Here is a 22,288-nt window from a genome sequence, read left to right as displayed (position 1 = left end):
CGCGCTTACTGGCGGATCTGCCCATTACCGAGAATAACCCATTTGTAACTGGTCAAAGCCTGCAAGGCCATTGGCCCGCGTGCATGAAGCTTTTGTGTGCTGATGCCAATTTCTGCCCCCAGACCAAACTGCGCGCCATCAGTAAATGCCGTTGAAGCATTAACATACACGGCCGCTGCGTCCACTACATCCAGAAAATAATCAATAACCGCCGGCTCTTCAGCGATAATCGCCTCGCTGTGACCAGAGCTGTACGACTGAATATGACGAACCGCCTCTTCTGGCGACGCTACGGTTTTAATCGACAGCTTGTAGTCCAGAAACTCACGCCCAAAATCCTCTTCCCGTGCCTTATGCAGTAACGGCTCAGGATAAAACCCAGCCAGGGCATGATGGCTCTGATCGTCAGCATAAATCTCCACGTTTTTATCTGCCAGTAAACCGACAAGTACGCTCAAGTCACCTAATCGCTGTTCATGGACAATCAGAGTATCCAGGGCATTGCAGACGCTGACGCGGCGGGTTTTCGCGTTGTTGACGATGGCGCGCCCTTTTTCAAGGTTCCCGCTGGCATCAAAATAGGTGTGGACGATACCGGCGCCTGTCTCAATAACCGGAATGCGTGCATGCGTACGCACAAACTCAATCAGCGCCTGACTCCCTCTGGGAATGCACACATCAATCAGACCGGTGGCGTTGAGCAGGCTGTCCATGGCACTGCGCTCAGGTGGCATCAGGTAAATAATATCGGGACTTATCCCATGTCGGATTAAACAGTTCTGAATCAGGGCAACAAACAGGCGATTGCTGTGTTTTGCCTCTTTACCGCCTTTTAAGACACAGGCATTACCCGTTTTAAAACACAGACTGAATACATCAATGGTAACGTTGGGCCTGGATTCATAAATCACCGCGACCACACCAAGTGGAACCGAGCGTTTTTGCAGCACGAGATCGTTAGGCAGAACCCTTTCCTCCAGAATGGCCGAGCGGGGATGAGCCAGTGCGGCAACATGCTCAAGCTCATCGGCAATGGCCTGAATGCGTTGTTCAGACAACAAAAGCCTGTCATATTTGGAGTCAGCCTGATCCATCAGCGACAGGTCTCTGGCATTTTCAGAAAGAATCTCTGCTGTAGCCGCTCGCAGACAGGCAGCCAGGTCCAAAAGCAGCTCACGCCTTGTTTCTTCGGAAAGGCACTGCAGCCCCTGGGCAGCGAGCCTGACCTTTTTCAGTTGTGCCATCACATCATTCATTTAATCTGCTCCTGAAATACATGCAAATGATCATAGTGAATAAACTCAGGTTTTCCTTTTTGGCCAATATACTCGCGCAACCTTGCGGCGTCATACCGGGCAACACCCACACCAATTTTATGGCCATCAGATGATAGAATATCCACCAGATCGCCTCGTTTAAACTCGCCAGAACAGGTTTCTATCCCGATGGGTAACAGGCTTAAAACCCGTTTGTTTTCTTTCAGAATGTTCAACAGGCAGGGATTAATTGAAATATAGCCTGTTTTTTTATCATTCTGCCAGGCAATCCAGCGCTTGATGTTCGATTGCTTCTTGCTCGGCAAAATGGCCGTTCCCAGTGCTTCGCCTGCTATAATGCGTGTAATCACAGACGGATGAGCCATACTGGCAATGTGTGTTGCAACGCCCAGACTTGACATGGTTTTGGCTGTACCAAGCTTGCTGATCATCCCCCCACGCCCATGCGTGCTTTTTTCAGATGATACATCCGGCCACCCGGTTTTAGGATCAATTACTGAAATTAATTCAGAACCCGGCTCATCTGGGTGCCCGGTGTAGACCCCTTCTACGTTACTCAGGATAATCAACTTGTCTGCATTCATTTGTGCCGCTATCAGGCCAGCCAGCTGATCGTTGTCTGTGAACATTAACTCTTCAACGGCCACACTGTCGTTTTCATTAATGATGGGAACGATGTTTTTATGTTCGACTATTTCGCGTAACAGACGCGCAATGTTCAGATAATGCTGGCGGGTCTGAAAATCCTGTCTGGTAAGCAGAATCTGTGAAGCCAGCATATTATGCTCACGAAACATGGCCGCATACATCGCCATCAATTCATGCTGCCCAAGCGACGCCAGGACCTGCTTTTCGCCGAGAGAGCTGCCGTATTCGCGCCCGAGCAACTGGCGGGCAACCTTGCGTCCCGAGGAAACAGCCCCGGAACTGACCAGAACCACATGATGTCCGGCCTGCTGCAGACCGACAATCTGCTCAACCAGATGACGTATGACCGGCTCGAAGGGCGTTCCATCTGATGATAAAATACTTTGTGTACCAACCTTGATAACAATTTTCATGCTATAAACCATCCTCATGTAAGATCGGAACGATTCTATCGTGATTTGCAGTATTTTGGTTTAGAATGACAATAATTTTTCCTGATAAGCCAAATTATGCTTTCTTTAAATCTGACTAAAAGCACTGCAACAGCACTGTTCGCTGATCTGGAACAGGAACGAAAAGCCCATAATACGTTCTTTTGGCCAAAAGGAAGCACGATAGGCGGTCGTATCCTCCGTAACCACGACGTGGTCTGCCGTGTTAAAAAAAAAGAGAACAATAATGAGGAAAAAGAAGATAAACCGGGATTTTGCTACGAATTCGTGGACACCAGCAAACGAATTAACGGTCGCAGTAAGAATCGCGTCTATCGCATCGCAGGAACCCTGAGCCAGGATAAATTTAAACCCTGTGGGAAGAGGGGCAAAACAGGGATTCCCCGCCAAAGGCTGATCAAATACCAGAAAATAACGGATGAGGATCCGTTAAGTCTGATTATTAACGAATACCAGAGTGCCTCAAAAGCTGGTATGCCAGGCATAAAGCGCCCTACCGTTGTAGAAGATACCGCATTCCTGACAATGAGAAAGCTGCCAGGGCATAACCTCGAAAATTTTTTGTACGGCTCAGCTTCCAGGCCAGGGGCTAAGTTAAACTATCTGCAACGATTCCAGATATGCCTGGCGTTGCTGGAGGCTCTGGATCAGCAGGTCGCACAGCATAAACTTATCCATCGCGACATCAAACCAGACAATATTCTGATAGAGTTTCATCCTGATAAACCTCCCCGGATCCATATCATCGACTTTGGCTTTTCAATAGACGCAGACCACCTTGACGGAATTTGTCCTGGCTCGATCGCCCATGCTGCTCCTGAGTGCCTGCGTGGAGAATGGTTTTTGCAAAGTGCGACAACGGACGTGTTTTCCATGGCTATCGTCCTCCTTCAAACACTTAATTTTCCCAATGAGGTGCTGCTAAACTCATTCGACGCCCGCAGGATGGGAAAACCTTTCGATTTACGCTTACACCTTGGCGAGCTTCTCAAAAACGCATCCGGGATAAGCAGGGAATTTAAACGCGAAGTCAGAAAGCTTATACGCGACATGCTGGATCCCATTGCCGAGAGGCGTCCATCAGCGTGTGAAGCGGCTCAACGAATGCGAATGCTGGAGCCCATCGTGGCGCTGAGTCAGAGCGCGGCCTCGTCTTCCGAAGGAGAGCCCATCCTGCAGCCACCCTCTCGGATTCTGGCGCCGCCCTCAAAACCCCGTGTGGTCAGGCGGCGGTTTTTTAGTCAGCGCATTGTAACCCAGTGCCCGTCCAGCGACGATGATGAGCCAGCGTTGACATCAGGAGGCATGAGCTGCTCTGGTATTATTTAAGGCGCCGGGGCGGTCAGGCCTTGGCCCAACCTGCTATGGAAATGGTGCTAGTGCCCCGCGACCATCATTTCATTGATCAAAATGGAGCCGCAGTGAGCGGCGAGATTAGGATTGATATCGGTACCCACGGCCTGAATACCCAAAAACATGTCTTTCAGGTTGCCGGCAATGGTTACCTCTTCAACCGGATACTGGATTACACCGTTTTCAACCCAGAAACCGCTGGCACCACGTGAATAATCGCCAGTGAGGCCGTTCACACCCTGCCCCATTAATTCCGTGACCAGCAGACCAGTGTGCATTTTTTTGAGTAAATCGCTCAGGTCGCCGGCGTTGGAGTCAACGGTCAGATTGTGCACGCCACCACTGTTAGCGGTGGTTTTCAGCCCCATACGACGCGCCGAATAACTGCCCAGCACGTATTGATTCACAATACCATCGTCCACGAATACGTTATTTCGAGTTGGTACTCCTTCACCATCAAAACCTGAGCTGCCGAGGCCCGCGTGCAAATGAGGCCGTTCGTAAATGCGAAAACCAGATGGAAATACACGCTTACCCACCGAATCCAGCAAAAAAGAATTTTTACGGTATAAATTGGACCCGCTGATGGCATTGATAAAATTGAAAATGATGCCACTGGAGATGCGCGAAGAAAACAGTACCGGTATCTTTTGAGTCTTGATTTGCCGCGCCCCCAGACGGCTGGTAACCCGCTCCGCGGCACTCTGTGCCAGACTGCGCAGGTCACGCAGGCTTTCCTGGCTGCGGGCGGTAGTGTAATCGTAATCCCGCTGCATGGAATCTCCTTCGCGGGCAATCAGGGAACAGCTGATGCTGTGCCGGGAGCCTTGAATGGTGCCTTCGCCACCATAGGTATTGGCAAAGCCATGAATAAAATTATAGGTCGAGAGGCTGACACCATCGGAGTTGCTGATACGCTTGTCCGCCGCCAGCGCCTGGGCTTCGCAGTCAAGCGCCAGTTTAATGGCATCGGGTGGAGCAATGTCCCATGGATGATAAAGATCCAAATCATGGAAATCGTTCGTCATCAACTCGCGGTCAGCCAGACCAAAGCAGGGATCGGCGGCGCTGACGCGGGCTATATCACAGGCGGCGCTGACCAGCGCATCGAGAGCTTCAGGTGACGTATCTGTACTGCTGGCGCCGCCTTTGCGATGACCAACGTAAACGACCAGGCTGACGCCTTTGTCTTCATTGAAGGACACGGTTTCAACCTGCCCCATGCGTACATCTACCGAATAACCTTCGTCGTGATTAACCGACACACTCGCATCCGTTGCTCCCTGAGCCCGGGCGCGTCTCAACACGTCCTGCATCAAAGTGGATAAGTCCGATGCGGATCGCATGGGGGATCGAACGAGCTGATGTGATGATGTTGGCATAATGAATTCGCTGTCAAGAATTAGAATGCCTCAAGGATACAAGATTACGAAGAGACCTGCCATTGGGTGGACTGGATTCCATGAGAAAAATCTGTGGCGCAGGATCGGCCTTGTGATTCCCGGATTACGGCTTCGCCTAATCCGGGCTACGATTGTCAGGGTAACATCTGACTGACGGGGTCAGCCTGAGCTGGCTCAACGCCGACTGCCGGTGCTGGTCTGAACAGTGAAAAATACCGTCCCACCGACTCTCTGGACACGTAGGGTCCTTCGCTGCCCATCTGGCGCCACAGGTGTTCCTCTTCCGCTTTCAGTCGCGTAGGCTGTCCACGCTTGTCAGCTTTCAGAAACTTTCTGTGCAAATCATTGCACACGGCCTTCACCTCATAAACTTCCAGGGGTGAAAATTCATCGTCCAGCTCGTGCTCGTTTAATTTTTGCTCACCCAGTTCCGCTAACTGACGCATTCCCAGGCCATGCTCAATCAAGGGTCTGCCCGCAACAAGACTGACCAGCGAGCGGGTTAACGGTTTGACAAGCATAGACAACGGTGCGGTCACCAGCTCAAGCGTGCCGCGCAGCAGGGTAAATATACCATCACCCAATCGCCTGCCATTCAGGCCAAACACACCGGCCACAATTTTAACAATCCCAATGCTCACGTTTACAATACCAACAAGTGGCTGAGCCAGATCCTGTCTGAACTGCCTGAACGTTTTATACGGCTTGACATAATCGGCGAACATTTTGCCAGTTTTCTTTAAGGAGTGCTCAATAGGTACGTGTTGAAACTGCCCCAGATTCACCGGATCATAACTGCGGTGAGGATAAAGGCGGAAAGCCCTTGTCTCGCCCGGCGAGACGCCGTCCATCAGATTAAAATAATCGTCCAGTACAGGCTTGATATCATCATCCTCCTCAACCATGGAACTGTTCTTAAAGGCGCGTACGACTTTGACCGCCTTCATGGCCGCTCTGATTCGCCAGGTACTGTAGCTTTCCACTTCTTTTACTTTTCTCTCGGCGAAACCGGCAAACCAGGTTTGATACTCTTTGAGCCCATCAATCGTCTGCTCAGGCTGCAATGACGCCTTAACCGCCTGTGCCAGATGCGTGAACAGTCTGGCCGTGGATTCCAGTCCGGCATTCAGACCTTTGAAATAGGACAGCCCAAGACCCGCATCGCCTGCCAGCAATACCGGAACATCTCGATATTTGCCACTGACGTGCGCTGCGTTGGTTGCTGGCGCTTCGTTCACACTGATACGGATGGAATTGCGGTCCAGCCTCATGCCGGCTACTCTCCCAGCCTTGATTTTTTCAGACACGTAACGATTAATGAAATCTCTAAATTCTGTGGGTACCTGATCCAGCGTCATTCCGTCTTTGCTGACGGGCGCAAAAGGCAGCAAGGGATTTTTGGATGTTGCCGAACGTAAGGCCTCAAAGGCTTCCGGGCTTATCATCATCTGCATGGTAACCGGCGTTGTACGTTTGCTTTCGTCATAACGACCAACGTATTCGTTGGCAATGATGCCACGACGTGCCATTTGCTGATAAAAATCGATGGTTTCCATTTCAGCGGCCCGCGTGTCCCCTTCGATTTCGAAGCGCAGCTGCAGGACGTAATCAAAGGGATGCTTGATTTGGTTGCCGGCAGGAAACAGGGCATCACTGATCACGCTGTGCGTACCATCAGCACCGATGATCATTTTAGGCTTAAGGCGCAACAACTGTTCCGCCACCGGATTGACGCCGGTGATTGCCTCAATCTGGGCAAACTGCGAACCTGAAGCTGGCGTGACGCGGTTTTCTTCATCAAGCTGACTGATAAAGTCATGAATGGCACGATAATCATCTTCATCCACCTCATCAATCGGCCTGACAGACTGTTGACTGTAATCGAAGTAAAACAAATCATTTTGATACAGGAAGCAACCATCGTGCTGTCTGAACAGTGTGTTCATACGCTCAAAAGGCAATGGCTGCGTCAATCTGACCAGACCAAAACCCACTTCCTGATGCACCAGGGTCACGCCACTGTCACGTGCCAGATTCTTAAAGCGTGTTTCGAGCTCGTTGGTACGAATGTGCTTGTCCTGTCTTAAATCGGCCAGCAACTGACACAGCGCAGGGTCCTGCTCCGTTTCTGTGGCCTTCATCAATCGCTCCAGCTGCGCTGGCTGCATGATTAGGGTATGTTTGCGCTGATATTCCTGGTATTTTTCAAGAACAACCACGCTAAAATCAGGATTGGGATTCAGCTTTTTTAATGCCCAGGCGTGTGCCAGACCTATTGGGCCACCACCAACAATTACTACATCGGCCTGCTCGGGCATAGACGGGGTCAGTATGGGTTGATAATGTACAGGTGCAACGGGCAGCAATTCTTCGTCATCAGAATCTTCATCCATTAACGGGTTGTATGGATGTGATGTTCCCTCCTGCTCATTGAGCAGGCGAACAAACTCATTTATGAAGGTGCTCCGATCACCAGTGGCTGATTCAAAAGCACGTCTGTAAAGTTCTTCGGGAAGCTGGCCTTGAAGATCATCTGATTCGCCGTCATCGGAGTCTTGAGGGGGCGCATTGTCTGCCGCCCAGCGTTGTATAGCATATTCAACTGTCTGCAAAAAATCCTGATGTTCCATAACCAACCTCGATGTTTATAAATGATTCGGACTGAGCGCATGATACATGACAATAATTAAGGCATTCTTAACTTCAGTCAGAGAATGAACGTGTTTTCTCTGTACCGTACAACCCTATCCGTGAGATACGTCGAGGTTTTATAATCTCTCAGGATATGGTAGCTTAGGCAACAATAACCCTGTCTCAATCCATACGATAAGAGAAGCATGTCGATGCAGACGACGAATACACACACATGGCTGAAACGAATCTGGAAACCTCTGGTCGTCCTGTGTGGGCTGTTTATTCTCGGCTATGCCATGGCGTCGTCCGGCTGGCGTCAGCTCGATAAGGGCATTGAATATCAGGATCTGGATCGTAGTTATCTGACCCCCTGGTCCCATATTCACGCCTTTCGCATCGATCTTCAGTACAATCAGCTCGGTCTGGTCATGGCCCCGGATCTGGCCGGGCAACATGCCTCAGCCAATGAGTTCGCCGAACACAGTAAGGCACTGATTACCATTAATGGCGGTTTTTTTGATAAAAACTATCAGCCCCTCGGCCTGCGTATCAGCCAGGGCAAACAACACAGCCCCCTGAAAAAAATAAGCTGGTGGGGTGTTTTTTACGTCCGGAACAACAAAGCCCATGTCTCTGGAGTGCATCAGTTTTCAGCCGACAAAAACATTGATTTTGCCGTCCAGAGTGGCCCCAGGCTATTGATTAATGGCCAGATACCCGCGTTAAAGGCCGGCCGTGCCGAACGCTCAGCCCTGGGCATTACCCGCGATGGCCGTGTCATCATTCTGATCACCGATAACTACCCCATTTCCACCGGTGAACTGGCGGCGATCATGAAATCCGAACCGCTGAACTGTGTGAACGCCCTGAACCTCGATGGCGGCAGTTCCACCCAGCTTCACGCAGAGATTCAATCCTTTGGTCTGGATGTGCATGGTTTTTCCAATGTCAGCGATGCCATCACGGTTAAAGCACGAAACTGATGCCCCGACTCCATGCCAATGAAAACCGCTTTCTGCCCATCGTTTATTCTGATCATTTTATTTCCACAACTTATCCACAGCTTACACTCAGGTTGTTGTCTTGATTTCAGAACAAAACACTATATGTAGATAAAAAAATAAAAAATAAATCAATATATCGTAGAAATCCATGAGTCTGCTGGTCTATACTTAAAGCATAAATAAAAATATAACGTCACTGGAGAAATCATGTCAGAACTACTTGATGCCGTAACGACACCCTCGTACACCAGTCAACTGGAATTGACAACAAATGCGCCTGGTCTTTTAAAAACGATCAAACGCAATGGCAAGGTCGTGAGTTACGACGATAACAAAATCAAGGTTGCCATTACCAAGGCCTTTATTGCAGAAGAAGGCGCTGCCGCTGCGGCATCCGAACGCATTCATCAGCAAATCGATGACATCTGCAAACAGGTGACCCAGGCATTCAAGCGACGTTTCCCCACTGGCGGTACCCTGCATATTGAAGACATTCAGGATCAGGTGGAACTGGCTCTGATGCGCAGCGCACACTACAAAGTAGCCCGTGCCTACGTTCTGTATCGCGAAGAACACCGCAAGGCACGCGCCGAAAGCGCAGCGCCCCAAAGTGGCGATGACAAAACTCTCATGATCACCATGCCCAATGGCGAGCTCAAGCCACTGGACATGAACCGCGTGCAAACCATCGTTGAAGAGGCCTGCCGCGATCTGGAACACGTAGAAGCTGAGCCGGTTATCAAAGATGCCATGCGCAACCTCTACAATCAGGCCAAACTGGATGATGTGCACAAAGCCCTGATCATGTCCGCGCGCGCCCTGGTCGAAAAAGAACCTAACTACAGCTTTGTCAGCGCCCGTCTGCTGCTCGACAGCCTGCGCTCAGAAGCCCTGACCAAACTGAACATTCAGAACGAAGCCACCTTCGATGAAATGGCCCAGCTGTACCCCAGCTACTTTAAAGCCTACATGGCACATGGTATTGAACAGGGTATTCTCGACAGTAAACTGGCTGATTTCAATCTCGACACGCTGGGCAAGGCCCTGCTGCCCGAACGCGACATGAAATTTACCTATTTAAGTCTGCAGACTCTCTATGACCGTTATGTGATCCACGAAAAAGGCGTTCGCTACGAATTACCACAGGCCTTCTTCATGCGCGTTGCCATGGGACTGGCCATGCGGGAGCACAACAAGGAAGCCAGAGCCATTGAGTTTTATACGCTGATTTCGTCCTTTGATTACATGGCCTCCACCCCCACACTGTTCAATTCAGGTACAGTCAGACCGCAATTGTCAAGTTGTTACCTGACCACGGTTCCTGATCATCTGGACGGTATTTACAGCGCCATCAAAGACAATGCCCTGCTGTCCAAATTTGCCGGCGGTCTTGGTAACGACTGGACACCGGTCCGCTCCATGGGCTCACACATCAAGGGCACCAACGGCAAATCCCAGGGCATCGTTCCCTTCCTGAACGTAGCGGATGCTACGGCCATTGCGGTTAACCAGGGCGGCAAGCGCAAAGGCGCGGTCTGCGCCTATCTGGAATGCTGGCATGGTGACGTGGAAGAGTTCCTCGAGCTGCGTAAAAATACCGGGGACGATCGCCGCCGTACGCACGACATGAATACCGCGCTCTGGATCCCTGATCTGTTCATGAAACGGGTATTTGAAGAAGGCGAATGGACCCTGTTCTCGCCCGACGAAGTACCTGATCTGCATGATCTGTACGGCAAGGCTTTTGAAACGCAATACGCTGAGTACGAAGCACGCGCCCGACGTGGTGAGATCAAAAGCGCCAAATCCGTACCTGCCTTAAAGCTGTGGCGCAAAATGCTGTCGATGCTGTTTGAAACAGGCCATCCATGGCTCACATTCAAGGATCCCTGCAATCTGCGTTCACCACAGCAGCACGCCGGTGTGGTTCACAGTTCAAACCTGTGTACTGAAATTACACTGAACACGTCAGAAGATGAAATCGCCGTGTGCAACCTTGGCAGCGTCAACCTGCCCGCTCATATCGTCAACGGCAAACTGGACGAAGCCAAGCTGAAACGTACCATCAGCACCGCCATTCGCATGCTGGATAACGTCATCGACATCAACTACTACTCGGTTCCCCAGGCTCGTAACTCGAACCTGCAGCACCGCCCCATTGGTATGGGTCTGATGGGCTTCCAGGATGCTCTGTATGAACTGAAGATGGATTACGCATCGAAAGCAGCCGTCGAATTTGCTGACTCCTCCATGGAGCTGATCAGCTACTATGCCATCGAAGCCTCCTGCGAGCTGGCCAAAGAACGCGGCAGTTATTCCAGCTACGAAGGTTCGCTGTGGAGCAAAGGCATTCTGCCCATTGACTCCATCAACCTGTTACAACAGTCCCGCAGCAAGTACCTGGAACAGGATCGCTCACAGCGTCTGGACTGGGAAAGCCTGCGCGTCAAGGTCAGAACACAGGGTATGCGTAACTCCAACGTCATGGCCATTGCTCCTACCGCTACCATCTCCAACATTTGCGGTGTAGCGCAATCGATTGAGCCGACTTACCAGAATCTGTACGTAAAATCGAACCTGTCCGGTGAGTTTACCGTTATCAACCCTTATCTGGTGGCTGATCTGAAAGCCCTGAATCTGTGGGACGAAGTGATGGTAAACGATCTGAAATACTTTAATGGCAGCGTTCAGCCTATCAGCCGTATCCCTGCGGAACTCAAGGCCCGTTATGCCACAGCCTTTGAAATTGATCCCGAATGGTTGATTGAAGCCGGTTCACGTCGTCAGAAATGGATAGACCAGGCGCAGTCGCTGAACGTCTATATGGCCAAACCGTCTGGTAAAAAACTGGATCAATTATACAAACATGCGTGGATCAGCGGCCTGAAAACAACGTATTATCTGCGCAGCCTCGGCGCCAGTAATGCCGAAAAATCCACCATTACCGATGGCGCGCTGAACGCGGTCAAAATGGAAGAGCCCAAAGTGTGCTCCATTCTTGATCCCGACTGCGAAGCCTGCCAATAAAGGAGACACCCATGTTAACGTCAACACAAATCGAAAATAATAAAATAAACCACGCCACGGGCCTTGAGCCCCTGGCCATGGGTGCCGGGCGCATTCACGTGGACGACAAGCAGATCATCAACTGCCGTGCGGACCTGAACCAGCTGGTACCATTTAAGTACAACTGGGCCTGGGACAAGTATCTGGTCGGTTGCGCCAATCACTGGATGCCTAATGAAATCAACATGAGCGCCGACGTGGCGCTGTGGAAAGATCCCAATGGTCTGACGGAAGATGAGCGTTTGATCATCATGCGTAACCTGGGCTTTTTCTCTACAGCCGATTCGCTGGTGGCCAATAACCTCGTGCTCGCGGTGTATCGTCACATCACCAACCCCGAATGCCGTCAGTACCTGCTGCGCCAGGCTTTCGAGGAGGCTCTGCATACCCATGCCTATCAATACATCATTGAAAGCCTGGGTCTGGACGAAGCAGCGGTGTTCAACATGTACCGCGAAATTCCTTCTGTCGCGAGCAAGGCGTCCTGGGCCTTACCCTTTACGCAAAGCCTCGGCGATCCGGAATTCCATACCGGAACACCGGAAAATGATCAACGTCTGTTGCGTGATCTGATCGCATTCTACGTTGTGTTTGAAGGGATTTTCTTCTACGTTGGCTTCACGCAGATCCTGTCCATGGGACGCCGTAACAAAATGGTAGGAACATCAGAACAGTTCCAGTACATTTTACGTGACGAATCCATGCACATGAATTTCGGTATCGATGTGATCAACCAGATCAAAATTGAAAATCCTCATTTGTGGACTCCGGAATTCAAGGAAGACATCATCAAACTGGTGCGCGAAGGGGTCGAGCTGGAGTATCAATACGCTCACGACACCATGCCGCATGGTATTCTGGGCATGAACGCCAATATGTTTGAAGAATACCTGCACTTCATCGCCAATCGTCGCCTCAATCAGATCGGTCTGCCTGAGCAGTATCCAGGGGCTGAGAATCCTTTCCCATGGATGAGCGAAATGATGGACTTAAAGAAAGAGAAAAACTTTTTTGAAACGCGGGTTATTGAATATCAGGCTGGCGGCACATTAAGCTGGGATGATGAAGATTAATCTTCCTCTGTACTCGACAAAACGGTGGTCTGTCATTCCCGCGCAGGCGGGGACGACCCCTTCCTGATGGAGTTTTTTCTTATCCCGGGTGCCTTTCATGGCATTCGGGATGATAAAAGCGCAGCCTCTCAAGCGCCACTTCCCCTACTCCAGCTACATTCAACCGCAAATCGCTGCCATTCTTTCCCAGACTGACGCTGTCCACATTGGCAGACAGCATGATGGGCAGCTCACTGTCTGTAGCCAGCACGGCAAGACGGCAGGCATCAGGCGGTAAATACTGACTCAAAGGCAATAAACCAGGGCTGAGAGAATCCAGCCAGATCTGCTCTTTCATTCTGCCGCTGAGAGCGTAAATCATCAGCTGAGCGTCTCGAACGGCTTCAGGTACATCGATAAAAACAGAGCTGCCAGGTTCAATCATCGATTTTTGCGCGTCCAAAACCACCATCACCCGGCAACCCACAAAAGCAGAGGCCTGCAGAGCCTGGTTTGACTGCATGAAGACAGGCTGTTTCCTGTTCGTAGCCATGATTGCTCCGGATGGCGTTTTATATCAGGAAATAATGCAATTGCTATGCCATTTGAGTAAAATAGCGCTTTCCGCTGTCATCGAGGAACCACACCATGAGCCATATTAAATCCAGCCTGCCAGATAACGCCATTCAACTCATCAGACAGTATCTCCTGTCGCTGCAAAACAACATCTGTCAGGCTCTGGAAGGCATCGATGGCCGCGCGACTTTTCTGAGTGACCCGTGGACGCGCGAACAGGGAGGCGGCGGCATTACCCGTGTTTTGGATAAAGGGCATGTGTTTGCCCGGGCCGGGGTCAATTTTTCCGAAGTCAGCGGCCACCACCTGCCTCCCTCGGCAAGCGCACACCGCCCCGAGATAGCAGGTCGTAATTTTTCCGCTCTCGGCGTCTCGCTGGTGATTCATCCTGAAAATCCCTATGTGCCCACCACACACGCCAATGTACGCTTTTTTGTGGCCGAAAGCCCGGACAGCGAACCGGTCTGGTGGTTTGGCGGCGGTTTCGATTTAACACCCTATTATGGTTTTGAAGACGATTGCCGGCACTGGCACCAGACGGCACGCGCTGCCTGCCTGCCATTTGGTGAGCATATTTACCCACATTTCAAACGCTGGTGCGATGAGTATTTTTTCCTGAAACACCGTAATGAAGCCCGCGGCATCGGCGGCTTGTTTTTTGATGATTTCAACGAAGGTGGTTTTGATCACAGCTTTGGTCTGATGCAGAGCATCGGTGACCACTTCATCAAGGCCTATCTGCCCATCGTTGAAAGACGCAAGGCCATCGCTTATGGCGAACGGGAAAAAGCGTTTCAACGCTATCGCCGTGGTCGATACGTGGAGTTTAATCTGGTGTACGACCGTGGCACGCTGTTCGGCCTGCAGTCAGGCGGACGCACAGAATCCATTCTGATGTCATTACCGCCAGAGGTGAACTGGCAGTACAACTGGCAGCCCGAAGCAGGCAGTGAAGAAGAACGTTTATATCAGGATTTTCTGCCGGCAAAAGACTGGGTTGAGGGTTCCACCGAATCATAAGCTGGGCCTTGGCCCAACAAAGGCTCCTCAGGCGCGCGCGGTTCCTGAGGCAAATCCAAATCCTCGTCTACAAGCCGACCGGATCCCTCATGCGCGCCCAGCTGAGTCAGGGCAGGTGATACACTCGGTATGGGCGGATGCTCCAGCATCCGTTCGGCCACGTTATCAAGCCCGCTGCTGTGCCGAATCAGAGTCTGAATATCGTCGCTGGCATACGCATGGTTCATACCAATATACTCCGCCATGGCCAACACAGCACCACTCGAATGATAGCCGCAGCTGACTCCGTCGAACATGCCCTGGGTATCAAGCCTGTGAACGCTGACCTCCTGCCCCATAAACCGGGCGTTAACCTGCCTGCCAATCCCAAGGCCGAGAGCCAGCGCTTTTAAGGGCGCGAGAAAAAAATTCAGTATCCGCTCTTGCAGCGACGGGCTGTCCGCTGAACGGAGAAATCTGTCAACATTGCTGTTTTTCGAATCGAAAATCAGCTGCTGCTGGTCACGTCCACGGAAATAGGCCACATAATGACGCTCACCACCGCCTTTGCCCAGCAGAGAAGCAGAGAAGCTGAAATCATTTGTGCCAAGCTGTTCTTGAATGGCAGCAAGGGTTTCAGAACAAACAGGCTCCAGCGCATCGTCACCCTGAACGCCACTCACCGCTAAAGGATTGACCATGACAACAGCCTGCCTGGTACTGTTCCAGAAATACGGCACCGTCAGCTCAAGATGCGGTGGGCCATAAGCAACCGAACGTTCAACCCAGCCTGAGTTGTCTGCAAAATAAGGTCTGATAATCGACGGTATCTCATCGGTAGAAAGCATGTGTCTGGGCATAGCAATTCTCTTGGTGTAATGCATATATAATACATCATATTGATCAATATTGAAACACATAATCCGAACCGCGACCGTAGCAGACAGACCCTGAGAGATCCACACGAATATTTTATATAACTTGATGTTTTTAAATAAATTATACAAAAACCCCTACGTACCGCGCTTTATGCGCGGTATCCAGAGCAGGCTTATTGAGGCATGACGCTTATGGTTTACGCGGACCATCGTACTGGATACCGCGCATAAAGCGCGGTACGTAGGGGTTTATATTTCGTGTGGATCTCTCAGAGACAGGCCGCCCCACCCCTTCCGCTCCCTGACGGCCACGGTTCGGAGACGTACCAATCCTGAATTCAATTGGCTTTTATTTACAGCATGATGCTTTACTCAAGTATCATGTTGCATTCTGAAACACAGGATTGCAGAATGCGTGCTCAGCGGTGTTTAGCCCGGTAATTCATGGTATTCAACGTGGTATGCACAAGTTTATCCACAGAATTTGTGGATAAGAGAAAATCTGTAAAACAGGACGAGAGAGCGAATCCTCTTGCACTTAAAAATGGTTTTGGATACGATTTGCCCGAGATGTCAGGATGAACACTCATATGGAGCTTAAATTAACAAAATCTGTCTGAAATATGTTCCTTGTATTTCAATTTTATAAATGCTTTTTTGAGCCTTAAACCAGTGAGAACATAGATGTCAAACTTCAAAATTATAATCAGCAGCTCCGACTCCGTTACCAGTCAGGCACTCCTCAACCTTTTCGAAAACAGCGATTGGGCTCAGGGGCACAAGCCTGAAGTCAAGGTAAATTCATACGATAATGCATTAGAGTGGTTGCCGGCACTGTCCGCGTTTCATGTTGAACCCATAAAGGATGCCACTTTGATTTTCGCATATTCAGGTGAGCTCAACCCCATGATCTCCACTCAGCTGGCTAATTATAAATCGCTTGCCTTTTATGCCATGCGCCATCACGCAATTCTGCGGGAGAATGCAATTCAACTGCCAGAGTCCATGAGGATAAACCATCAAAACGATTACGAAACCCTTCAAGGGCTCAGCATTCAATTGAGGGCCGTTCTTGGTATGATGAATTCGGTATTAGAAGCACAGAAAGAGAGTCATGCAACCAAACTGGAATTACTCAATATGCTTCAAGGCTCCTTTAATGAGTACAGAAGCCGCTCTTCAGAGCTGCATGATATGTTTTCTCGCGGAGCAATTACTTCAGACAACTTATTAAAATTGACACGCGAAAACCAGCAGGCTTTAGAAAGCAGACAAAATGACCTTAACGTAAAGCTTGAAGACATGAAAGCCCGCTTTTCTTCTAAAACGAAAGAATGCGAAGCCCACATAGAATCGATACTCAAAACAGTACGTGCCGGGAAGGAAGCTAAAGAGACTGGTATTAATCCTGAAATATGGACTAAATGCGAACAGGTTATCCAAAATTGCCTTGAAACGCATAGACAACATTTTGGGCAAAGCAGCCCTGCGCCCCGGGCACCTGGCGCGGCAGGATTCTTTTCACCAGCCAGCAGCAGTACACCAGCAGCTCAGTCAGGACCGGTTTACGACTCCGAAGACTCTGATATTGAAATAGTACAGAATTTTGATAACTTTCCAGATTTTTGATAATATTGGTCTTAATGAAACCAATATGTACTCACGTCATCCTGAACGAAGTGAAGGATCTCCGGAATCTGGCTCGGTTCCAGGCCGTTTGAGATCCTTCGCTACGCTCAGGATGACGTACCTTGAGAGTTACGAATTTTGAATTGTAACCAGACCTTATCAGGTATTTAACTTTTTTCTGAGCATTGCGCTTCAAGCGCAATGCTCAGCCTTATCAATAGCAGCGCACTGCACCCCAGCGGTTACGCCAGCAGTTTGGCCGCCCGGGAATGAATGTCGCATAAGGACCGGGAGCATTGGGCAGGCAGCGACCCCATGGGTTCATGTGATAACCATATCCGCAGCCCTGAGCCGCACTGGACGTTGACGACCAGGTCAGTCCGAATAAAGCCATGGAGCCGAATAACAAGACCGCTTTTAAGGTTGATGAACCGACAGCTTGTACTTTCATAATGATCTCCTTCTGATTTTCCTGCGTTCCTCATCCCTCAGTATAGTTTGATTTTTTTATTTTGTGTGTTAAAAAACAGCAAATAAAGGATGCCGCCTTATTTACACAGACGAATTCCGTTTTCTTCAATCGTGATTTCACCACGCTTATACAGTTGACCTATGGCACTCTTAAAACTCTTTTTACTTTCACCAAACACTCGCTGAATGTCCTCCGGCGGGCTTTTATCGTGCAAAGGCAAAAAGCCGGTGTTTTTAGCCAGCTCTGCCAGAATGCGGGTGGCCAGATCGTGGATATTGTCCTGCCCCATTTTTCTTAATACCAAATCGATTTTGCCGTCATCACGGATCGTCTTGATGTAACCGGGAATTTTTTGGCCATAACCCAGGTTTTGAAAGACGTCGGCGTAATGAATCAATCCCCAGTAACGGTGGTTAATTATCGCTTTGTATCCCAGATGGGTTCGTTCAGCTATCAGCAGGCTGACTTCATCACCCCGTTGAAAATCGACTGGGGTTTTATCGAGGAAGTGATCCAGTCGGGTCGAGGCAATCAGACGCCCCTGGTTGTCCTGTTTAACATAAACAATATAGGATTTGCCTTTTTCCATTGGCCGTTGCTGCTCAGGTCCTGGTACGAGGAGATCCTTGTCCAGTCCCCAGTCGAGAAAGGCTCCGACCCGGTTGACGTCCACGGCTTTTAAATAAGCACATTCACCCAGCTTCACCCGCGGCGCAACGGTCGTGGCGATGATTTTGTCATCGGAATCATGGTAAACAAAGACATCCAGACGATCGCCGGGCTCGGTGCCTTTGGGGACGACTTTTTTGGGCAGTAAAATTTCACCCAGCTCCCCTCCCTGCAGGTAAACCCCGAAAGGTACTTCTTTTATCACCAGTAATCGATTAAATTGACCTGCCTGAATCATGTCTTTGCTCACAAATTTAATAATCGCGAAGCTTAGCACAGAAAACAGACTCATGTTACATTAAGGCAGCACCCGTCATAGAGGTTAATATTGTGAGTATTCGTGCACGCATGTCAGAAACCTGGTTTTTTACCCTGCTCTTGCTGCTGTCCATCTGCCTCGGCGGACTAACGGGCTATTGGCTGGGACCCGCCGCACAATACCTCAAGCCGCTGGCTGATCTGTTTTTAAACCTGCTGCTAAGCGCCATCGTGCCGCTCGTTTTTTTCTCCGTTTCATCTGCCATTGCCAACGCACAATCGATAAAAAAACTGGGGAAAATACTGTTTTATATGATTCTCGTTTTCCTGCTGAGCGGTTCTGTGGCAGCCTTGTACGCGCTCTGCGTGGTCAAGCTGTTCCCTCCTGCGACTGGCGTATCGATCGTATTGCCTGCGCCTGAAAGCACCCAACGTCCAGAGCTGCTTAACCAGCTGGCCAGTATTTTCAGTGTTGCCGACTTTTCTGATCTGTTTTCACAACAGCACATACTCGCGCTTATCGTGTTCGCAGCACTTATCGGACTGGCAACAGCCACGTCTGGCGATGACAAAGGCAGACAGTTTGCCGGTTTTTTGAAAGCCGGCGAAGTGATTTTTATGCGCGTTTTTTCCTTGATTATGTATTTTGCCCCGATTGGCTTTTTCGCCTGGTTTGCCATTCTGGTCGATGATTTTGGCAGCCGCCTGATGGGATCGTATCTGCGCATGGCCATGATTTATTATTCGGCCGGGGTTGTGTATTTCCTGGTTGTCTACACTGTGTTCGCGTATCTTTCGGCCAAAACCCGCGGGATACGACTGTTCTGGCAACACGTGCTTATTCCTGCCATGACAGCCCTGGCCACGTGCAGCAGCGCGGCCAGCATCCCGGCTAATCTGGCAGCCATGAAAAACATGCAGGTACCGGCCGAAATCAGTGAAACGCTGGCGCCTCTGGGAACGATTATTCATAAAGATGGGTCGATTATTGGCGGCATGTTCAAAATCGCCTTCCTCTTTGGTCTCTTTCATTTAAGTTTTAGTGGGCTGAGCGTTTTAAGCACGGCTTTTGTTGTTTCGCTGATGGTGGGAACCGTCATGGGCGCTATCCCCGGCGGCGGCATGCTGGGTGAGCTTCTCATACTGAAAATATACGGACTGCCGTCATCGGTACTGATTATCATCGCGGCCATCAGCATGATCATCGATCCACTGGCTACCATGCTCAACGTCACGGGCAACAGTATTTCAGCCTTGCTGGTTGCGCGACTGGTTGAAGGAAAAAACTGGTTAAAGGGCAGTTTGAGGCTCAATAATTAATAAATTACCATCAAAGGTAGTAATACCAAGGAGGATGGCGTTAATCAGGCGCTCGCAGGTCACGGTGTAATAGTGATTGCCTGAGACTGGGTTTTCCCGGAAGGGATCTGCAACAACGATCTGGTTATTTTTGTCGAATCCGCATAAAACAACAAAATGGCCGCAGACATTACCACGGATATCATCAAGAACCGACTTGCCGTCCTTAAACAGCTCCCGGCTGGAATTATACAGATACGTCGAGCTCAAACCGGTCAACACCGGGATGCCCAGTTCAAAATAGTGCATCAACAATTCAGCGGTTAAGGTCTGAAAGCGAATGCTGCCACCCAGCGTCAGAAAATCCAATACCGAGTGCGTTCCCTGCGCAAGAAAACGATTACGTTTAAAACGCATCTGCTCTTTCAGTTTTTCTCTAAGAACATTGACATCAGATGAGCCATCTTCATTAAACCAGGTTGGATCGTAGAGCTGCAGATTGTTAACATACAGGGTCACTTTAAATCCGTTCTGCAAAGCGTGCTTGCCCAGAAAGGGGGCGAGCGTGCCGCCAGACAGAGAACGCTCAACCTCTGCAACCACTTGATCGTAGGTAATATCAAGACCGTAATGGCTGTAGATGGAATGCAGGCAGGTTGGCCCACAGGATTCATCATCCGGCTGGGCATTGATTCTGAACTCAATCATGATGTTCTCCAACACACATTACACACCAGACTCTGACACTTTAAATCTAGGCAGGGACCGGGTGTTTGTCAATGCAGGCCCGTCCCGGGACCAGGGCGAGATAGCAGATGTAGGTTGGGCCTTGGCCCAACAATAGACCTGGAGAGATATTCTTTGTTGGGCCAAGGCCCAAGCTACTGTTTTATGTACTGGGGGCTGGCGACAGCGAAGAGCCAGCGGCATCCAGTGCTTTCTGCAGCTCTTCCTGCTGAGCCTTTGCTGTCTGAAACTGTTTGGCTGCGGCGATTTTGAATAAGCCCAGAGACAACTGGAAAATCGGTGAATCAACAAGAGCCTGCTGCGCATTGGTAACCTGCCCTTCAATCTTACCATCATTCGTCACACTTGGTTTTTTTGCCGTTGCCATGCCTGGAATCCTTTGATTTAATACTACAAATTGTAGAAAATTCTACCATAATTTAGAAGGAATTGCAATGAACCTGTCACACTCCCTAACGCATGCGCTTCTCCCGTACGGTACTCAGACTTTTATCCTGATCAAAGCGGGCATCTGCCTTGCCCATGTTGAATCGTAACGCACTGCCAAGCTTTTCCAGCTGTGACATTTCCTCTTTAGGAATCTGGAAAGACTCATGAATGCAACGCTTCCGCCAGCGCTCAAAGATCTCCCTGATAAAGGCAGGATGAGCACTCAGGTCTGGCGTGCGTCCAACCTCCGCGCCAGCCTCAACGGTTATTTCTCCGACTCCGCCCCTCATGAAGAAATGATTTTCCATCCCCTCGAAAAAAGGCTGACCCTGCTCGGGGTGCAGCCATGGATCGCAATAGAAAGGTTTTTCTTCCGGATAATCCTTCGGCTCTTCCTGGCGAACACGTACCATGGCATGTGGCGTATCTTCGCCATAGACATGGGATAATGTGGTGATGTTTATGCTCGGCATCCTGGGGAGGCTGAGCTCATCAAGGTCGCGAAGAATCGCAAGAGCGGACAGGCTGGCAAACTCGCGGGAAAGGCCTCCCCCTATGAGCTTAACCACGGCTTCGTTCACGTGAAGCTCAATCAGCATTAAGATAAGGCGAAAGTACTCATAAACGGGAGCTTTCCAAACAGCATAGTTGATGTCGTATTCTTCCTGGGAACAACCCTCTATATCGACCCGCGACGCCAATTCATTCTCTATTTTCCGTCTGTTTCGCTCAAGCTCTTCCTTAAAAGTACTCGCCACGGTATTTGTCATACGGAACTTAATGTCTCTGATTTGTCTGTGAATACTTGTGATTGATGTCTCTATTTCCTTAGGAAAAGAGACCCAGCGCTTACCACTGAAGCCGGGGTATCTTTCCTCGCGGAAATAAGGTGCATTGTTGAAGGGCCTGAGTCCACTGGTTGTTCTAAGTTTATGGCAGGTTGCGTTAACACTCTGGATGACGTCCTGATACCATTGAGGCTTCCAGAGTACCCTCTCACCGCCGACGGTATTAAAAAAGGCAAAAGCACTTTGCGTTGATGAACTCGAAGCGGCCGAAGGCGGCTGAGGCACGAGCGCATGGCGTCTGCCGGCATCACCTTGCGTCTGCATATGCATATACGTACCCACACAGGCACCTGCCACCAGCAGGAGACAGATGGCCAGGGTAGCCTCTTGAGAGAGGCCGCCCCGCATGATCGCCTGCAGAGTCCCGGCGCAAACAGGTAGGCCCGCACTCTTGTTCTGTTGATAGGCCGCAGCCCTTCTCGCCTTGTATATATCTTTGCGCGTCATTTTAAAATCGTCTGGCATCTGGATGGTCCTCAAAACTGGCCGCTCGGCCACAAAGGAGCATATTGTACATTATTTGATTATATTTTGGAATTTATGTTTCTTTTTTTCACCCAAATATTTGTTCAGATTTTTAATTATTTAATTTATG

The 22,288-nt window shown here is 49.9% G+C and carries 18 protein-coding genes; 7 read left to right on the top strand and 11 right to left on the bottom strand.

From position 1 onward, the window contains the following. Positions 1–5: 5 nt before the first annotated feature. Together ACQUTA_RS03390 and proB are read right to left on the bottom strand one after the other, a co-directional pair. Entirely contained in the window at positions 6–1,256 is a 1,251-nt protein-coding gene (locus ACQUTA_RS03390; RefSeq protein WP_444986793.1) for a glutamate-5-semialdehyde dehydrogenase, read from the bottom strand. Then, the gene (gene proB / locus ACQUTA_RS03385; RefSeq protein ID WP_444986792.1) at positions 1,253–2,338 is read right to left on the bottom strand and encodes a glutamate 5-kinase; all 1,086 of its coding nucleotides are present in this window, start codon (positions 2,336–2,338) and stop codon (positions 1,253–1,255) included. The genes ACQUTA_RS03390 and proB overlap by 4 nt, the downstream gene beginning before the upstream one ends. Positions 2,339–2,434: 96 nt before the next feature. Here proB and ACQUTA_RS03380 point away from each other — a divergent pair, with 96 nt between their 5' ends. Next, complete coding sequence (locus ACQUTA_RS03380) at positions 2,435–3,706, top strand: protein kinase domain-containing protein (protein ID WP_444986791.1); 1,272 nt, start codon at positions 2,435–2,437, stop codon at positions 3,704–3,706. 47 nt (positions 3,707–3,753) lie between these two features. On the opposite strand, the gene pmbA is transcribed toward ACQUTA_RS03380, so the two are convergent. Both pmbA and ACQUTA_RS03370 read right to left on the bottom strand, forming a co-directional pair. Beyond that, entirely contained in the window at positions 3,754–5,112 is a 1,359-nt protein-coding gene (gene pmbA, locus ACQUTA_RS03375) for a metalloprotease PmbA (protein WP_444986790.1), read from the bottom strand. Positions 5,113–5,267: 155 nt separating this feature from the next. Next, positions 5,268–7,763, bottom strand: a complete 2,496-nt coding sequence (locus tag ACQUTA_RS03370; RefSeq protein ID WP_444986789.1) for an FAD-dependent oxidoreductase — start codon at positions 7,761–7,763, stop codon at positions 5,268–5,270. 207 nt (positions 7,764–7,970) lie between these two features. Between ACQUTA_RS03370 and ACQUTA_RS03365 the strand changes: the two genes are divergently transcribed. The 3 genes from ACQUTA_RS03365 (at position 7,971) to ACQUTA_RS03355 (ending at position 12,910) form a co-directional block, all read left to right on the top strand. Further along, positions 7,971–8,750, top strand: coding sequence for a phosphodiester glycosidase family protein (locus tag ACQUTA_RS03365; RefSeq protein ID WP_444986788.1), 780 nt, complete (start codon positions 7,971–7,973; stop codon positions 8,748–8,750). Positions 8,751–8,978: 228 nt separating this feature from the next. Further along, positions 8,979–11,798 carry a ribonucleoside-diphosphate reductase subunit alpha gene (locus tag ACQUTA_RS03360; RefSeq protein WP_444986787.1) on the top strand — a complete coding sequence of 940 codons (2,820 nt, stop codon included), beginning with the start codon at positions 8,979–8,981 and terminating at the stop codon, positions 11,796–11,798. Between the two features lie 11 nt (positions 11,799–11,809). After that, positions 11,810–12,910 (top strand): ribonucleotide-diphosphate reductase subunit beta, encoded by a 1,101-nt coding sequence (locus ACQUTA_RS03355; RefSeq protein ID WP_444986786.1) that lies wholly within the window; start codon positions 11,810–11,812, stop codon positions 12,908–12,910. A 79-nt stretch (positions 12,911–12,989) separates the two neighbouring features. Here ACQUTA_RS03355 and ACQUTA_RS03350 read toward each other — a convergent pair whose 3' ends face one another. Then, positions 12,990–13,442, bottom strand: coding sequence for an FLgD tudor-like domain-containing protein (locus ACQUTA_RS03350; protein ID WP_444986785.1), 453 nt, complete (start codon positions 13,440–13,442; stop codon positions 12,990–12,992). Positions 13,443–13,537: 95 nt separating this feature from the next. Here ACQUTA_RS03350 and hemF point away from each other — a divergent pair, with 95 nt between their 5' ends. After that, the gene (gene hemF, locus ACQUTA_RS03345) at positions 13,538–14,485 is read left to right on the top strand and encodes an oxygen-dependent coproporphyrinogen oxidase (protein WP_444986784.1); all 948 of its coding nucleotides are present in this window, start codon (positions 13,538–13,540) and stop codon (positions 14,483–14,485) included. On the opposite strand, the gene ACQUTA_RS03340 is transcribed toward hemF, so the two are convergent. Then, complete coding sequence (locus tag ACQUTA_RS03340; protein WP_444986783.1) at positions 14,434–15,324, bottom strand: hypothetical protein; 891 nt, start codon at positions 15,322–15,324, stop codon at positions 14,434–14,436. The two genes, hemF and ACQUTA_RS03340, sit on opposite strands and share 52 nt — an antisense overlap. Before the next feature lie 702 nt (positions 15,325–16,026). On the opposite strand from ACQUTA_RS03340, the gene ACQUTA_RS03335 reads away from it, so the two are divergent. After that, positions 16,027–16,971 (top strand): hypothetical protein, encoded by a 945-nt coding sequence (locus ACQUTA_RS03335; protein ID WP_444986782.1) that lies wholly within the window; start codon positions 16,027–16,029, stop codon positions 16,969–16,971. A 214-nt stretch (positions 16,972–17,185) separates the two neighbouring features. Here the strand turns inward: ACQUTA_RS03335 and ACQUTA_RS03330 are convergent, their stop codons facing one another. After that, positions 17,186–17,422 carry a GCG_CRPN prefix-to-repeats domain-containing protein gene (locus ACQUTA_RS03330; protein ID WP_444986781.1) on the bottom strand — a complete coding sequence of 79 codons (237 nt, stop codon included), beginning with the start codon at positions 17,420–17,422 and terminating at the stop codon, positions 17,186–17,188. 97 nt (positions 17,423–17,519) lie between these two features. Beyond that, positions 17,520–18,404: a CvfB family protein gene (locus tag ACQUTA_RS03325; RefSeq protein ID WP_444986780.1), complete on the bottom strand. Its 885-nt coding sequence runs from the start codon at positions 18,402–18,404 to the stop codon at positions 17,520–17,522. Between the two features lie 56 nt (positions 18,405–18,460). Between ACQUTA_RS03325 and ACQUTA_RS03320 the strand changes: the two genes are divergently transcribed. Beyond that, positions 18,461–19,690, top strand: a complete 1,230-nt coding sequence (locus tag ACQUTA_RS03320) for a dicarboxylate/amino acid:cation symporter (RefSeq protein WP_444986855.1) — start codon at positions 18,461–18,463, stop codon at positions 19,688–19,690. Here the strand turns inward: ACQUTA_RS03320 and ACQUTA_RS03315 are convergent. The 3 genes from ACQUTA_RS03315 to ACQUTA_RS03305 all read right to left on the bottom strand — a co-directional run bounded on the left by ACQUTA_RS03315 (position 19,661) and on the right by ACQUTA_RS03305 (position 22,158). Continuing rightward, on the bottom strand, positions 19,661–20,377 hold the full coding sequence (locus ACQUTA_RS03315; protein WP_444986779.1) for a C39 family peptidase: 717 nt from the start codon (positions 20,375–20,377) through the stop codon (positions 19,661–19,663). The two genes, ACQUTA_RS03320 and ACQUTA_RS03315, sit on opposite strands and share 30 nt — an antisense overlap. Positions 20,378–20,558: 181 nt before the next feature. Further along, positions 20,559–20,783 (bottom strand): hypothetical protein, encoded by a 225-nt coding sequence (locus ACQUTA_RS03310; RefSeq protein WP_444986778.1) that lies wholly within the window; start codon positions 20,781–20,783, stop codon positions 20,559–20,561. Positions 20,784–20,868: 85 nt separating this feature from the next. Next, positions 20,869–22,158 (bottom strand): hypothetical protein, encoded by a 1,290-nt coding sequence (locus ACQUTA_RS03305; protein WP_444986777.1) that lies wholly within the window; start codon positions 22,156–22,158, stop codon positions 20,869–20,871. Positions 22,159–22,288 lie beyond the last annotated feature (130 nt).

It is taken from the genome of Legionella navarrensis (assembly GCF_052527415.1).
Note: the sequence above shows the minus strand (reverse complement) of the source record. Positions and strands in the feature narration are given on the sequence as shown.

Coding starts and splice junctions, on each gene's coding strand:
- ACQUTA_RS03330 (WP_444986781.1), bottom strand. CDS start 17,422: ATGAAAGTACAAGCTGTCGGTTCATCAACCTTAAAAGCGGTCTTGTTA.
- ACQUTA_RS03310 (WP_444986778.1), bottom strand. CDS start 20,783: ATGGCAACGGCAAAAAAACCAAGTGTGACGAATGATGGTAAGATTGAA.
- ACQUTA_RS03370 (WP_444986789.1), bottom strand. CDS start 7,763: ATGGAACATCAGGATTTTTTGCAGACAGTTGAATATGCTATACAACGC.
- hemF (WP_444986784.1), top strand. CDS start 13,538: ATGAGCCATATTAAATCCAGCCTGCCAGATAACGCCATTCAACTCATC.
- ACQUTA_RS03350 (WP_444986785.1), bottom strand. CDS start 13,442: ATGGCTACGAACAGGAAACAGCCTGTCTTCATGCAGTCAAACCAGGCT.
- ACQUTA_RS03325 (WP_444986780.1), bottom strand. CDS start 18,404: ATGAGTCTGTTTTCTGTGCTAAGCTTCGCGATTATTAAATTTGTGAGC.
- ACQUTA_RS03340 (WP_444986783.1), bottom strand. CDS start 15,324: ATGCCCAGACACATGCTTTCTACCGATGAGATACCGTCGATTATCAGA.
- ACQUTA_RS03320 (WP_444986855.1), top strand. CDS start 18,461: ATGTCAGAAACCTGGTTTTTTACCCTGCTCTTGCTGCTGTCCATCTGC.
- ACQUTA_RS03305 (WP_444986777.1), bottom strand. CDS start 22,158: ATGCCAGACGATTTTAAAATGACGCGCAAAGATATATACAAGGCGAGA.
- ACQUTA_RS03335 (WP_444986782.1), top strand. CDS start 16,027: ATGTCAAACTTCAAAATTATAATCAGCAGCTCCGACTCCGTTACCAGT.
- ACQUTA_RS03315 (WP_444986779.1), bottom strand. CDS start 20,377: ATGATTGAGTTCAGAATCAATGCCCAGCCGGATGATGAATCCTGTGGG.
- ACQUTA_RS03380 (WP_444986791.1), top strand. CDS start 2,435: ATGCTTTCTTTAAATCTGACTAAAAGCACTGCAACAGCACTGTTCGCT.
- ACQUTA_RS03355 (WP_444986786.1), top strand. CDS start 11,810: ATGTTAACGTCAACACAAATCGAAAATAATAAAATAAACCACGCCACG.
- ACQUTA_RS03390 (WP_444986793.1), bottom strand. CDS start 1,256: ATGAATGATGTGATGGCACAACTGAAAAAGGTCAGGCTCGCTGCCCAG.
- proB (WP_444986792.1), bottom strand. CDS start 2,338: ATGAAAATTGTTATCAAGGTTGGTACACAAAGTATTTTATCATCAGAT.
- ACQUTA_RS03360 (WP_444986787.1), top strand. CDS start 8,979: ATGTCAGAACTACTTGATGCCGTAACGACACCCTCGTACACCAGTCAA.
- ACQUTA_RS03365 (WP_444986788.1), top strand. CDS start 7,971: ATGTCGATGCAGACGACGAATACACACACATGGCTGAAACGAATCTGG.
- pmbA (WP_444986790.1), bottom strand. CDS start 5,112: ATGCCAACATCATCACATCAGCTCGTTCGATCCCCCATGCGATCCGCA.